Here is a 13,882-nt window from a genome sequence, read left to right as displayed (position 1 = left end):
AGCCCGCGTCTGAATACCGAAGGACCACGCTCATGTCTGAAGACCGGAAGCTCGTCGAGTACCTGAGGTGGGTCACCGCCGATCTGCACGAGACTCGCCGGCGGCTCGAAGAGGTGGAGTCCGGTAGGCATGAGCCGATCGCCATCGTGTCGATGGCGTGCCGCTATCCCGGCGGGGTCGATTCTCCTGAAGATCTGTGGCGGTTGCTGTCCGAGGGTGAGGACGCGATCTCGCCCTTCCCGGCCGATCGGGGCTGGGATGTGGAATTGCTGGCGGCGATGGGCGTCGGGGGCCAGGGCGGGTTCTTGCCTGATGTGGCGGACTTCGACGCCGGGTTCTTCGGGATCTCGCCGCGTGAGGCGCTGGCGATGGATCCGCAGCAGCGGGTGCTGCTGGAGGTGTCGTGGGAGGCGGTCGAGCGGGCCGGGATCGACCCGGACTCGCTGAAGGGCAGCCAGACCGGCGTGTTCGTGGGCACCAACGGCCAGGACTACGCGAATCTGCTCATGAGCACTCAGGCGGATACGCAGGGCCACGGCCTCACCGGTCTGTCGGCCAGCGTGTTGTCCGGCCGTCTCTCGTACACGCTGGGTCTGGAGGGCCCGGCGGTGACGGTGGACACCGCCTGCTCATCGTCGCTGGTGACGTTATCCCTTGCGGCGCAGGCGCTGCGCTCGGGTGAGTGCTCGCTGGCACTGGCCGGCGGTATCACGGTGATGACGTCGCCGTTGGCGTTCGTGGGTTTCGAGGGCGGGCTGGCGCCGGACGGTCGCTGCAAGGCGTTCTCCGACTCGGCGGACGGCACCATTTGGTCTGAAGGCGTCGGCGTGCTCGTGCTGGAGCGGCTGTCGGACGCGCGCCGGAACGGGCATCAGGTGCTGGCGGTCGTGCGCGGGTCCGCGGTCAACCAGGATGGTGCGTCGAACGGGTTGACCGCGCCGAATGGTCCTTCGCAGCGGCGGGTGATCCGGCAGGCGCTGCTCAGCGGCGGTTTGTCGCCGTCCGAGGTGGACGCGGTGGAGGCGCACGGCACCGGAACGGCGCTGGGTGATCCGATCGAGGCGCAGGCGCTGCTGGCCACGTACGGCAAGGACCGGCCGGAGGGTCGTCCGCTGTTGCTGGGGGCGATCAAGTCGAACATCGGTCACACGCAGGCGGCCGCGGGTGTCGCCGGTGTGATCAAGATGGTGCTGGCGATGCGGCACGGGGTGCTGCCCAAGACGTTGCATGTGGCTGCGCCGTCTTCGCATGTGGACTGGTCGGCGGGTGCGGTGGAGTTGCTGACCGAGCCGGCGGAGTGGCCGCGGACCGGTCGTCCGCGCCGGGCGGGTGTGTCGTCGTTCGGGATCAGCGGCACCAACGCGCATGTGATCTTGGAGGAGGGGCCGGAGGTTCCGGCCGAACCGGTCGCGGAGGTTCCGGCATCGGGTGTGGTGCCGGTGCTGGTCTCGGCCAGGACGGGTCAGGCGTTGCGGGCGCAGGCCGAGCGGCTGGTCTCGCATGTGCGGGAGCGCGGTGAGGTTGCGCTGGCCGATACGGCGTTCGCGCTGGCTGCGACGCGGTCGGTGTTCGAGCATCGTGCGGTGGTGCTGGCGAGTGATCGTGATGGTCTGCTGGCCGGGCTGGGTGCGCTGGCGGAGGACCGGCCGGGCGCGGGTGTGGTGCGCGGCGTGGCCGCGACGGAGCCGAAGCTCGCGGTGTTGTTCACCGGTCAGGGCAGCCAGCGCGCGGGCATGGGCCGGGAGCTGTACGACCGCTTCCCGGTGTTCGCCGAGGCTTTGGACGAGGTGATCGCCGAGCTGGACCCACTGCTCGACGGATCGTTGCGTGATGTGATGTTCACCGAGTCGGAGTCGCTGGACCAGACGGGGTGGGCGCAGCCGGCGTTGTTCGCGCTGGAGACGGCGTTGTTCCGGTTGGTGTCCTCGTGGGGTGTGCGGCCGGATGTGCTGGCGGGTCATTCGATCGGGGAGATCACGGCGGCTCATGTGGCCGGGGTGCTCTCGCTGAGTGATGCGTGCGCGCTGGTGGCGGCCCGGGCGCGGTTGATGCAGGCGTTGCCGCCCGGTGGGGCGATGGTCGCGGTGCGGGCGTCGGAGGATCAGATCGCCGATCTGCTGGCCGGGCGTGAAAAGGAGGTGTCGATCGCGGCGGTCAACAGTCCTGCCTCGGTGGTGCTCTCCGGTGTAGAGGAGGCGGTGCTTGAGGTCGCCGCCGCGCTGGAATCCCAGGAGGTCAGGACGCGGCGGCTGCGGGTGTCGCACGCGTTCCACTCGCCGCTGATGGACCCGATGCTGGCGGACTTCCGCACGGTGGCCGGCAGGCTCGCCTACAACCCGCCGCAGATCCCCATCGTCTCCACCCTGACCGGGGAACCGGCCACGACCGAGCGACTGTGCTCGCCGGATTACTGGGTGGATCAGGTCCGTGGCTCGGTCCGCTTCGCCGACGGGATGCGCACCCTTCACGCGCAGGGCGTACGGGCCTATCTGGAGCTGGGCCCCGACGGCGTCTTGACCGCCATGGCCCAGGACACGTTGGCTGACCTGGAATCAGACGTCGCGCTGGTGCCGCTGCTGCGCAGGGACCGGGACGAGCACGAGGCCGCCACCGAGGCGCTGGCTCGCCTGCACGTGTACGGGGTGCCGGTGAACTGGGAGAAGGTGCTCCCGCGCGGCCGCAGGGTCGGCCTGCCCACGTACGCCTTCCAGCGCCAGCGGTTCTGGCCCGAGGCCGCCGCCCCCGCCGCCGGCGCCGCCGTGGCCGATCCGGTGGACGCGGAGTTCTGGGCCACCATCGATCGTGAGGACCTTCAGTCCCTGGCGGCGCGGCTGGATGTGGAGCAGGAGACGCTCGGTGCGGTGTTGCCGGCGTTGACGTCCTGGCGCCGGGCCCAGCGTGAGACGTCCGTCGCGGACTCCTGGCGTTACCGCGTCAGCTGGAAGCCGCTGACCAGCGTCTCGGCCGCTGCCGACCCTGGCAGCTGGCTCGTCGTCGTGCCCGCCGAGCTGGCGGGCGACGTCTGGGTGGAGTCCGTGGTCCAGATGTTCGGCGCGGCGGCCGTACGGCTGGATGTGTCCGGCCAGGACCGGGCCGTGCTCGCGGAGCGACTACGCGAGAGCCTCGATGCGGAACCGGCCGGGGTGGTGTCGCTGCTGGCGCTGCGTGAGACCACGGAGGTCTCAGCGGGTTCGGCGCTGACGGTGACCTTGGTGCAGGCGCTTGGTGATGCCGGTGTCGAGGCGCCGCTGTGGTGTGTCACGAAGGGCGCGGTCGCGATCGGCCGGTCTGACCAGGCGCCGAGCCCGGCTCAGGCGGGCGTGTGGGGCCTTGGCCGGGTGGCCGCGCTGGAGTACTCGCAGCGGTGGGGCGGCCTGATCGACCTTCCCCAGACGCTGGACCAGCGGGTGGTGACCCGGCTCGCGGGCATCCTCACTGCCCCCGATTCCGAGGATCAGGTGGCGATCCGCTCGACCGGCGTGTATGGCCGCAGACTGGCCCATGCCCCCTACCGGGGCACCGACGCCATGCCGCGACCGCACGGCACGGTCTTGATCACCGGTGGCACGGGTGCGCTCGGTGGTCACGTGGCCCGGTGGCTGGCCGCCCAGGGCGCCGAACATCTCTTGCTGACCAGCAGGCGGGGCCTGGCGGCCGACGGCGCAGCCGAGTTGCGCGAGGAGCTGACCGCGCTGGGCGCCCGGGTGAGCATCGTGGCGTGCGACGTGGCCGATGCGGACGACCTCGCGGCCGTGCTGGCCGACGTCCCAGCCGAGTGCCCGCTGACCGGGGTGGTCCATGCCGCCGGTATCAGCCCGGCGAACGGCCTGGACGGGCTTGACGCCGCCGAGCTGGCCGAGGTGATGCGGGCGAAGGTCGTCGGCGCGCTGAACCTCGACGAGTTGCTGGGTGACCTCGAGCTCGACTTCTTCGTGCTGTTCTCCTCGATCGCCGCGGTGTGGGGCAGCGGCGGCCAGGCCGCGTACGCCGCCGCCAACGCCTGTCTTGACGCCCTCGCCGAACAGCGGCGGGCGCGCGCGGCCGTGGCGACCTCGGTCGCGTGGGGCCCCTGGGCCGGGGACGGCATGGCCGCCGGCGCGGCACAGGACTACCTTTCCCGGCGTGGCGTGCGGGTGATGACGCCGGGCGTGGCCGTCACCGCGCTGTGGCGGGCGGTCGCGCACCGCGACGCGGCCGTCGCGGTCGCGGACATCGCCTGGGAGCGGTTCGCCCCGACGTTCACGGCCGTACGGGAGAGCGCTCTGCTCGGCGATCTGCCGGAGGTGCGGAGTCTGGTCGAGGCGGGTCGCGCCATCCGGGAAGGCGAGCGGTCGGCGGCCTCCGCCCTGCGGGCACGACTGCGTGAGCTGGCGGCGGGCGAGCGGTCGCAGGTCCTGCGTGACATGGTCCGCGAGCAGGTCGCCGTGGTGCTGCGGCATTCCGGCGCGGATGCGATCGAGACCGGACGGGCTTTCCAGGACCTTGGGTTCGACTCGCTGACCGCGGTCGAGCTCCGCAACGCGCTCCAGGCCGCGACCGGTTTGAACCTGCCGGCCACGATGGTCTTCGACTACCCGACGCCGGCCGTACTGGCGGACCACCTGCTGGCGGAGCTGCTGGGCGGGCAGGCACAGGTGGCGGCGCCGTCGGCGGTGGTGCCGGTGGCGGACGATCCGATCGTGATCGTGTCGATGGCCTGCCGCTATCCGGGGGGAGTGAGCTCTCCGGAGGATCTGTGGCGGCTGGTCGCCGACGGCCGGGACGCCATCTCCCCGGTGCCCAGGGACCGGGGCTGGCAGGTGCAGGGCGAGCTGGGCTTCCAGGGCGGGTTCCTCATGGACGCGACCGAATTCGATCCGGGGTTCTTCGGTATTTCGCCGCGTGAGGCGCTGGCGATGGATCCGCAGCAGCGGCTGCTGCTGGAGGCGTCCTGGGAGGCGATCGAGCGGGCGGGGATCGACCCGGTCTCGTTGCGCGGCAGCAGTACCGGTGTGTTCGCCGGGCTGATCCACCACGACTACGTGATGAGCCTCGGCCTCCAGCCGGAGGCGATGGCCTTCGCCAGCACCGGTACCGCGGGAAGCGTCGTGACCGGTCGGATCTCGTACACGATGGGTCTTGAGGGCCCGGCGGTGACGGTGGACACCTCGTGTTCTTCGTCGCTGGTGGCGATGCACCTCGCGGCGCAGGCGCTGCGCTCGGGTGAGTGCTCGCTGGCGCTGGCCGGTGGTGTGACCGTGATGGCCACCCCGGGGGTGTTCATCGGCTTCAGCGCGCAGGGCGGGCTGTCGGCGACCGGCCGGTGCAAGGCGTTCGCCGACAGCGCCGACGGCACGACCTGGTCCGAGGGCGTGGGTGTGGTGGTGCTGGAGCGGTTGTCGGACGCTCGGCGCAACGGGCATCAGGTCCTGGCGATCATGCGCGGTTCGGCGATCAATCAGGACGGCGCGTCGAACGGGCTGACCGCGCCGAACGGTCCTTCGCAGCAGCGGGTGATCCGTCAGGCGCTGGCCGGTGCCGGTTTGTCGGCGTCCGAGGTGGACGCGCTGGAGGCGCACGGCACCGGAACCACGCTGGGTGATCCGATCGAGGCGCAGGCGCTGCTGGCCACGTACGGCAAGGACCGGCCGGAGGGTCGTCCGCTGCTGCTGGGGGCGATCAAGTCGAACATCGGTCACACGCAGGCGGCCGCGGGTGTCGCCGGTGTGATCAAGATGGTGCTGGCCATGCGGCATGGGCTGCTGCCCAAGACGCTGCATGTCGATACTCCGTCCTCGCATGTGGACTGGTCGGCGGGTGCGGTGGAACTGCTGACCGAGCCGGTGGAGTGGCCGCGCAACGGTCACCCGCGCCGGGCCGGTGTCTCCTCCTTCGGGATCAGCGGCACCAACGCGCATGTGATCTTGGAGGAGGGGCCGGAGGTTCCGGCCGGTCCGGGTGTGGAGGTTCCGGCGTCGGGTGTGGTGCCGGTGCTGGTTTCGGCCAGGACGGGTCAGGCGTTGCGGGCGCAGGCCGGGCGGCTGGCCTCGCATGTGGATGGCCGTCGTGAGGTGGCGCTGGCCGATACGGCGATCTCGCTGGCTGCGTCGCGGTCGGTGTTCGAGCATCGCGCGGTGGTGCTGGCCGCCGATCACGATGGTGCGCTTGCGGGGCTGGGCGCGCTGGCGGAGGACCTGCCGGGTGCGGGTGTGGTGCGCGGGGTGGCCGGTGCGGAGCCCCGGCTCGCGTTCCTGTTCACCGGCCAGGGGAGTCAGCGGGCGGGGATGGGCCGGGAGTTGTACGACCGTTTCCCGGTGTTCGCGCAGGCGCTGGATGAGGTGATCGCTGAGCTGGACCCGCTGCTCGACAGGCCGTTGCGCGAGGTCCTGTTCGCTGAGGCGGAGTTGCTGGATCGGACGGGGTGGGCGCAGCCGGCGTTGTTCGCGGTGGAGACGGCGTTGTTCCGGCTGGTGTCCTCGTGGGGTGTGCGCCCGGATGTGCTGGCCGGTCATTCGGTCGGGGAGATCACGGCGGCGCATGTGGCCGGGGTGCTTTCGCTGAGTGATGCGTGCGCGCTGGTGGCGGCTCGGGCGCGGTTGATGCAGGCGCTCCCCGCGGGTGGGGCGATGGTGGCGGTGCAGGCTTCCGAGGAGGAGGTCGCCGAGCTGCTGGCCGGACGTGAGAACGAGGTGTCGATCGCCGCCGTCAATTCTCCGGTATCGGTGGTGATCTCCGGAATGGAGGAACCGGTCCTTGAGTTGACGGCCGTGTTGGCGGAGCGCGGGGCACGGACGAAGCGGTTGCGGGTGTCGCACGCGTTCCATTCGCCGCTGATGGACCCGATGCTGGCGGACTTCCGCACGCTGGCGAACAGGCTCACCTACAACCCGTCGCGGATCCCCATCGTGTCCACCCTGACCGGAGAAGCAGCGACGCCCGAGCAACTGTGTTCGCCGGATTACTGGGTGGAGCAGGTGCGTGAAGCGGTCCGGTTCTCCGACGGGATTCGTGCCCTGCGCGCTCAGGGTGTGCGGGCGTATCTGGAGCTGGGCCCCGATGGTGTCCTGACCACCATGGCCCGGGAGAACCTTGCCACGATCGCCGGCTCGGACGCCGACGTGCGCCAGCCGGCCGCGGTGCAGGTGCCGGTGCTGCGCAAGGACCGGGACGAGCACACGGCGGCGATGACGGCGCTGGCCGAGTTGCACGTGCACGGGGTGCCGGTCGACTGGCGGGCGGTGCTGCCGGGCGGGCACCGGGTCGATCTGCCGACCTATGCCTTCCAGCACCAGCGGTACTGGCCTGAGAACGCCGACTCCGGTATGGGGGACGTGGCGGCGCTGGGGCAGGCCGCGACGTACCATCCGCTGCTCGGTGCGGCGACACCCGAGGCCGACCCGGTAGGGGAGCGGTTGCGCGGCCTTGGCGAAGCCCAGCAGGACGAGGTGCTGGAGGAACTGGTGCGGCGTCATGCGGCTGCCGTTCTCGGCCACAGCGACTCGTCGGCCGTCGATCTCGAACGTGATTTTTTCGAGCTGGGCCTCGACTCGTTCACCGCGACCGAATTGCGTAACTCCCTGGTCAAGGCGATTGGTTGGGAATTCCCGCTGATGGCGGTGTTCGAGAACACGAATTCCGCTGGTCTCGGCCGTTGGCTGCGGCATGAGCTCGGCACCCGGATGAATGCCGGCCAGGCGACTGCGGTGGCCCAGGTGGACGACACCGTGGCAGAGTTGTTCCGCGGCGCCTTCCGTTCCGGCAAAGCGCAGGAGGCGTTGGGACTGCTGTATGCCGTGGCGCGGACCCGGCCCATGTACGAAGCACCCGTCGGCCTGCCGGAACTCCCTCAACCGGTGACGCTGGCCAATGGCGCGGCGCGACCTCGCCTGATCTGCGTGAGTTCTTCCACGGTGACCGGCGGCGTTCATCAGTATGCGCGGTTCGCCGCGCACTTCCGGGGGGAAAGGCACGTTTCGGCGCTTCCCCTGCTGGGCTACGCCCTCGGCGAGGGCCTGCCCGCCACGACGGACATCGCCCTCGGGAGCATCGCGGAAAGCATCGCGCAGGCCAGTGCGGGGGAACCGTTCGTGCTCGTCGGTCATTCGGCCGGCGGCGTTCTCGCTTATGGCGCGGCCAGTCTCCTGGAGAAGTCGGGGATCTCCCCTGCGGGGGTGGTGATGCTGGACTCCTTCCATTCCCCGGCAGGTGGCGATGCGCAGCTGCTGTCCGAGCAGATGCTGGGATACATCCTGCAGATGGAGACGGTTTTCGGCGGGTTCAACAGCGCGCGACTGTCCGCCATGGCGCATTGGTCGGCCATTATGCACGACGTCGAACTGGCGGACGTGAGCGCGCCCGTGCTGTTCGTTCAGTGCACGGAGCCGTTCGCTGACGTCGAACCTGAATCGGATTACTGGCGGGCGACGCCGTTCGACCCGTCGCATGCCGTACGGACGATCGACGCGAACCACTTCTCGATGCTCGCCGACAAGGCGGAGGACACGGCCCGTCTGATCGACGGCTGGTTCCGCCTGGAACACTGAGGGAGTTCTCAGACCAATGGATCGTGCGACTCAGTCCAGTAGAGAACAGACGGATCGCCGGCCGGTGGACGGCGGTGCGGCGGGTCTCGAACTGTCCACGTTGCGGCTTGAGCAGTCGGGCCGGGTGCTGACGGCGCGGGTGGACGACCCGCCCTTCAACTACCTGACCACCACGATGCAGCGGGACTTCATCCGGCTCGTCGAGGCGGTGGAGCACGACGATTCGGTGGGCGCGGTCGTCGTCACCGGTGCGCGGCCCGGCCGGTTCATCACGCACGCCGACATCGCCCGCATCTCTGAGCACTCCGATGGCGTGCCGGAGATCTCCCATGCGGTCGCCCAGAACCTGTTCCGGAGTGTGCGGGCCATGACGGGCTGGGCGGGTGAACGTCTGATCGCGCGTTCCTCGCTGAGCGGACTGCTCTCGATAACCCAGTTCCATGACATGGCGCTGCGGCTCATGTACTCCCCGGCGGTGTGGATCGCCGCGGTGAACGGGCCGTGCGGCGGCGGCGGCCTGGAAATGTCGGTCTTCTTCGACCTGCGCGTGTCGGCCGATCGTGATGCCGGTTTCGGCCTGCCAGAACTGTCGCTGGGGTTGAACACCGCCCTGGGCGGGCAACGGCTCGCCCAGCTCGTCGGGCCGTCCCGAGCTTTGGAGATGATGCTCGAAGCGCGCTTCTATTCACCGCAGGAGGCCCTGGAGCTGGGTCTGGTGAACCGGGTGGTGCCGGCCGAGGACCTGCTGGACACGGTCCAGCGGATGGCGGAGCGCTACGCCAGCCGGCCGCGGAAGGTGGTGGCCCGGCAGAAGCGGATCTTCAACGACGCCCAGTCCATCTCGGCTCGGGCCAGTCTTAACCAAGAGGCCACCGCCGCATTGATGAACTTCACGTCACCGACCACGCAGGCCGCCATGCGGCGCTGGGTGCAGATGCAGGAGGGCACTGACGGCGATTCGGTTTTCCTGACCCAGCCCGAACCATGGATCGAGGGCACCGCGCTCGACATGAACGTCACGGTACGGGGACCGGAGCCGTCGTGATCGGCGCCTTTCCCCGCTGAGGTGACCAGTCGGCCGGTCGGTGCTGTCGCATCGGCCGGCCCGAGGTCAAAGGATCTCGCGATTGAAGGTCCGGGTGCCCCACCAGAGTGACATCACGGTTATCGCCACGAGTATGCCGCCGCCGATGACTACCGGCTCAAACGCGTAGTTACCGGTGAAGGTCGCCCTGGTGAGATCGGCGATCCAGGTCAGCGGATTGCACCGCGACAGGATATAGAGCCATTGGGGTGCCAGGTCGGGTGTTATGGGCATCAGAATGCCCGACAGGAGTGTCAGCGGCAGCAGACCCGTGCTGATGATCGCGGTGAAGATCGGTTCGCTCTTCGCCAGCAGTGCCAGGGTGATCGAGCATGCCGTGAGCGTGAAGGTGAGCAGGGCCCCGACGCCCAGGGTCAGCAGCGTGCCGATGAGCGTTAAGGGGAGATCGAAGAGTATCCAGGCCAGCAGGAACACCATAATGCTCTGGATCACTGTCTGGAGCACGGTCATCATGGCGTAGCCGAGCAGGAGCGCCGTGCGGCTGGCCGGAGTGACCCGCATGCGCTCAAGCACTCCGTTGCTCAGGTCCCCCAGGAGTTTGTATCCGGTGAACGCGCTGTTCATGAGCACCAGATAGATCGTGAGGGCGGGTGTCATGACCATCCAGGCGCTCCCGGACGGGGAGCCTGGCGTCTCCTTCATGAGTCCGACCATCAGCGGGGTGAAGAGCACCAGCCAGGTCAGGGGTTGGGCGATCGAAAGCGCCATGGGTGCCCAGGACCGACGCGTCAGGATCAGCTCGCCCCGGAAGATCAGCGCTGCGTCGCGAAACATGGGTCACATCCTGTCGGGGGTTGACGTCTCGGTGTTGGGCTGCTCACGGATGCTCCGACCCGTCAGAAGGAGGAATATGTCGTCAAGGGTCGGCTGTACGACCTGGATCGAGAGAGTGGGGATGTTCGCGAAATCCAGGGCGCGGATCATGTCCGGGATCACGGCGTCTCCCCTCGGTACCTGAAACCGCACGGTGTCTCCTATGACCGAGGGTTTGCTCGCATGGGGGAGACGCTCCGCGATGGCGGCCGCGGTCTGGACCATGTCCATCGGCACCGTGATCTCGACCCGGTGCCCGGCCACTTTCGCCTTGAGGGCCTCGGGAGTACCTTCCGCGATGATTTGCCCGTGGTCGATGATGAGCACCTGGTCGGAGAAGGCATCGGCCTCCTCGAGGTAGTGGGTCGTGACGAACACGGTGGTGCCCAGCTCGGCGCGCAACATGTGGACGCGCTTCCACAGGGCCGCCCTGCTCTGTGGGTCCAGCCCGGCTGTCGGCTCGTCGAGGAACACGACAAGCGGCGAGTGAACAAGCCCGAGAGCGACGTCCAGACGGCGGCGCTGTCCACCTGACAGTGTTTTGACCAGCCGATTCTCCAGACCGTTCAGCTCAAGCTGCTCCACCACCTCCCCGCCGCGGCGCCGTGCCTTGGCCCTCGACAGGCCGTACAGCCGGCCTTGCGTCTCGAGCTCCTCGCGAACCGTGTGCTCGCCGCAGGTGCCACCGTCCTGCGCGACGTAACCGATGAGTCTGCGTACACCCGTCGGATCGGCCAGCAGATCGTGGCCGGCGACGGTGGCGGTGCCGGAGGTCGGCCGGAGTAGCGTCGTGAGCATGCGAAAGGACGTGGTCTTACCCGCTCCGTTAGGGCCCAGCAAAGTGACGCACATACCCGCCGACACGTCGATGTCGACACCCTTGACCGCGTCGATCCGCCGACCGTCCACGTGGAAACTGCGTGCCAGCCCATGAGTCGTGATCATGGAAACCCCTCTTGCCGCACATTGTCAGCAGGACAATAGACGTCGAAAAACCGGGAAATCATCGGAGTTTTCTAGTGCACGGAGAAGTAGTAATTTTGCGAGTCGTTGCCGGGGTTCACTGGTCTGAGCGGAATTCGGCGCGATGAAAGGACTAACAGATCGTGAGTACCGCGGACGACGTCAGCACCGCATGGATCCGTCGCTACCACCCGGCGGCGCAGGCGGGTAGGCGTCTGGTGTGCTTCCCTCATGCGGGCGGATCAGCCAGCTTTTTCCTGCCGACCTCGGTCACGTTCGCACCGGACACCGATGTGGTGGCCATCCAGTACCCCGGCCGGCAGGATCGGCTGCGGGAGCCGTGCATCACGGACATCGGCCTGCTGGCGGATCGGATCGTCGACGAGCTGATCGCGCTGTCGGAGAAGCCGACGGTCTTCTTCGGCCACAGCATGGGGTCGGTGATCGGCTTCGAGGTGGCCTCCCGGCTTGAGCGGAAGGGCGTCAACGCGCCGCACACGTTGATCGCCTCGGGACGCCGCGGGCCGTCCACCCAGCGGGACGAGTCGGTCCACCGGCGCGACGACGACGGCATCATCGCCGAGATCAAGCTGCTGAACGGTACGGACGCCGGAGTGCTCGGCGACGAGGAGATCATCCGAATGTCGCTGCCCGCGCTTCGGGGCGACCATCGGGCGATCGAGACCTACCGCGGCGATCCGGAGCAACGCCTGCGTGGCTCGATCACTGCGCTGACCGGAGACGCCGACCCGAAGACGACGGTCGAGGAGGCGGAGGCCTGGCGTCGGCACACCGAAGGGAGCTTCCGCATCAGGGTGTTCTCTGGCGGACACTTCTTCCTCACCCGGCATCAGCAGGCGGTGAACGAAGAGATCGCTCAGACACTCGGGGCGTAACGAGCGACCGGTCCTGCCGCCGGCGGCCGCATCACGCGTCGAAGCGCCCGGCGGCGACTGTTTCCCGGATTCGGGCGCGGTCACGGACATCGCCTGCCACCAGGCCGAGGTCGGCGTGCCGCGCCACGTCCGTCACATCACCTGATGGACAGCTCCGGGAACGGCACGACGAACGCGCCGCCGGATGCCGTGAACGCCGCAGACCGGGCGCGGATGCTGGACTCGAAGTTCCAGGCGAACAGCACACAGTAGTCGGCCGCGTCCGCGGTCAACCGCTCGGAGCTCACGATGGGGATACCGTCGCCCGGCGTGAACTTGCCCACCTTGCGCGGGTTGTCGTCGACGATCCACGCGATCTGACCGCCCACTCCGGCCTGGGAGAGCAGGGTGACGGCCCGCGCCGACGCGCCGTACCCGCAGATCCGCCCGCCGACTTTCGACAGACCGGCCAGCACGTCGTTGAGGGTCGTGCAGACCCGGTTGACGCGGTCCGCGAAGCCGTCGAGAAAACCGCCGTCGGGCACGCCCGCGTCGACCTCGGCCCGCAAGATCCGGTCGAATTCGGCCGTCGAGGGGCGGGCTTCGTCATCGCGGCCTATCCAGCAGCGCAATGAGCCTCCCTGGGCCGGGATGAGCTCAGCGTCGAACACCGCGAGGCCGTTCGCCGCGGCCGCCTGTGCCAGCACATGCAGGGAGAAGTACGAAAGGTGTTCGTGGTAGACGAACTCGAAGATACCGTGCTGGACCATCGGCAGGACGTGCGCGACCTCGATGACGGCGCGGCCGCCCGGCTTGAGGAGCAGGCGGATCGCGCGGAGGACTCCGTTCACGTCGTTGACATGGGCGAGCACATTGCTGCCCAGCACCGCGTCAACGGGCCCGATTTCACTCAATATCTTCTCGACCGTCTCCACGCCGAAATGCGTGGTCAGCGTCGGCACTCCCCGCTCCTGCGCGTAGGTCCCCAGCTCGACCGCCGGGTCGACACCGAGCACCGTCATGCCGCGCTCGGCGAAGAAGCTCAGTTGCGTGCCGTCGTTCGAGCCGATTTCGAGCACCTTCGCCCCGGCGTCCAGCCCCAGTCGATCCGTGACCCGGGCGGCCAGCGCACGGCAGTGTTCGACGAGGGCGGGAGCGGCGCCCGTGGCGTACCGGTAGTCGGCGAACAGGACCGATCGGGGCACCACGTCCACCAGCTGGACCAGGCCGCACATGGCGCAGCGCACGAGGTCCAACGGGTACCGTTCCTGAGCTCGGGCCGCCTCGGGTGTGGACGCGATGGCGTTGGCGGGCGGAGTCGGGGTGAGCGAGACCACCCCTTCCAGACTGGCGGTCCCGCACACCAGGCACCGGCTGGTGGTGTCCATCAGCGTTCTCTCCCTCCGCCCATCGTGTCCGGCCGCCGTGGCCACCGCGCTCGATCTGGCGGAAGACATTTCGGCAGCTCACGACAAGCCCTTGAGTAACCGGCGGTCGGAGCTTACGTCCGCGAACACTAAGGGAAATACCTGATCGGGCTGAGGCACAATCGCGGGAACGAACCCCCTCGATCTGGGGGAGTCACATTCGCCGACACCGTGTTT

At 68.8% G+C, this 13,882-nt stretch carries 6 protein-coding genes; 3 read left to right on the top strand and 3 right to left on the bottom strand.

Annotated elements, in window-relative coordinates:
• Window positions 1-32: 32 nt before the first annotated feature.
• Both ABGB08_RS22885 and ABGB08_RS22880 read left to right on the top strand, forming a co-directional pair.
• On the top strand, window positions 33-8,522 hold the full coding sequence (locus ABGB08_RS22885) for a type I polyketide synthase (protein WP_347593456.1): 8,490 nt from the start codon (window positions 33-35) through the stop codon (window positions 8,520-8,522).
• 16 nt (window positions 8,523-8,538) lie between these two features.
• On the top strand, window positions 8,539-9,567 hold the full coding sequence (locus tag ABGB08_RS22880) for an enoyl-CoA hydratase/isomerase family protein (protein ID WP_347593454.1): 1,029 nt from the start codon (window positions 8,539-8,541) through the stop codon (window positions 9,565-9,567).
• Between the two features lie 66 nt (window positions 9,568-9,633).
• Here the strand turns inward: ABGB08_RS22880 and ABGB08_RS22875 are convergent, their stop codons facing one another.
• Both ABGB08_RS22875 and ABGB08_RS22870 read right to left on the bottom strand, forming a co-directional pair.
• Window positions 9,634-10,401, bottom strand: coding sequence for an ABC transporter permease (locus ABGB08_RS22875; RefSeq protein WP_347593452.1), 768 nt, complete (start codon window positions 10,399-10,401; stop codon window positions 9,634-9,636).
• Window positions 10,402-10,404: 3 nt separating this feature from the next.
• The gene (locus ABGB08_RS22870; RefSeq protein WP_347593450.1) at window positions 10,405-11,385 is read right to left on the bottom strand and encodes an ATP-binding cassette domain-containing protein; all 981 of its coding nucleotides are present in this window, start codon (window positions 11,383-11,385) and stop codon (window positions 10,405-10,407) included.
• Window positions 11,386-11,546: 161 nt separating this feature from the next.
• On the opposite strand from ABGB08_RS22870, the gene ABGB08_RS22865 reads away from it, so the two are divergent.
• Entirely contained in the window at window positions 11,547-12,299 is a 753-nt protein-coding gene (locus ABGB08_RS22865; protein WP_347593448.1) for an alpha/beta fold hydrolase, read from the top strand.
• Between the two features lie 137 nt (window positions 12,300-12,436).
• Here the strand turns inward: ABGB08_RS22865 and ABGB08_RS22860 are convergent, their stop codons facing one another.
• Window positions 12,437-13,666 carry a class I SAM-dependent methyltransferase gene (locus ABGB08_RS22860; RefSeq protein ID WP_347593446.1) on the bottom strand — a complete coding sequence of 410 codons (1,230 nt, stop codon included), beginning with the start codon at window positions 13,664-13,666 and terminating at the stop codon, window positions 12,437-12,439.
• Window positions 13,667-13,882 lie beyond the last annotated feature (216 nt).

It is taken from the genome of Acrocarpospora sp. B8E8, from assembly GCF_039871605.1.
Classification (GTDB): domain Bacteria; phylum Actinomycetota; class Actinomycetes; order Streptosporangiales; family Streptosporangiaceae; genus Acrocarpospora; species Acrocarpospora macrocephala.
This window is presented reverse-complemented; position numbering and strand designations above follow the sequence as displayed.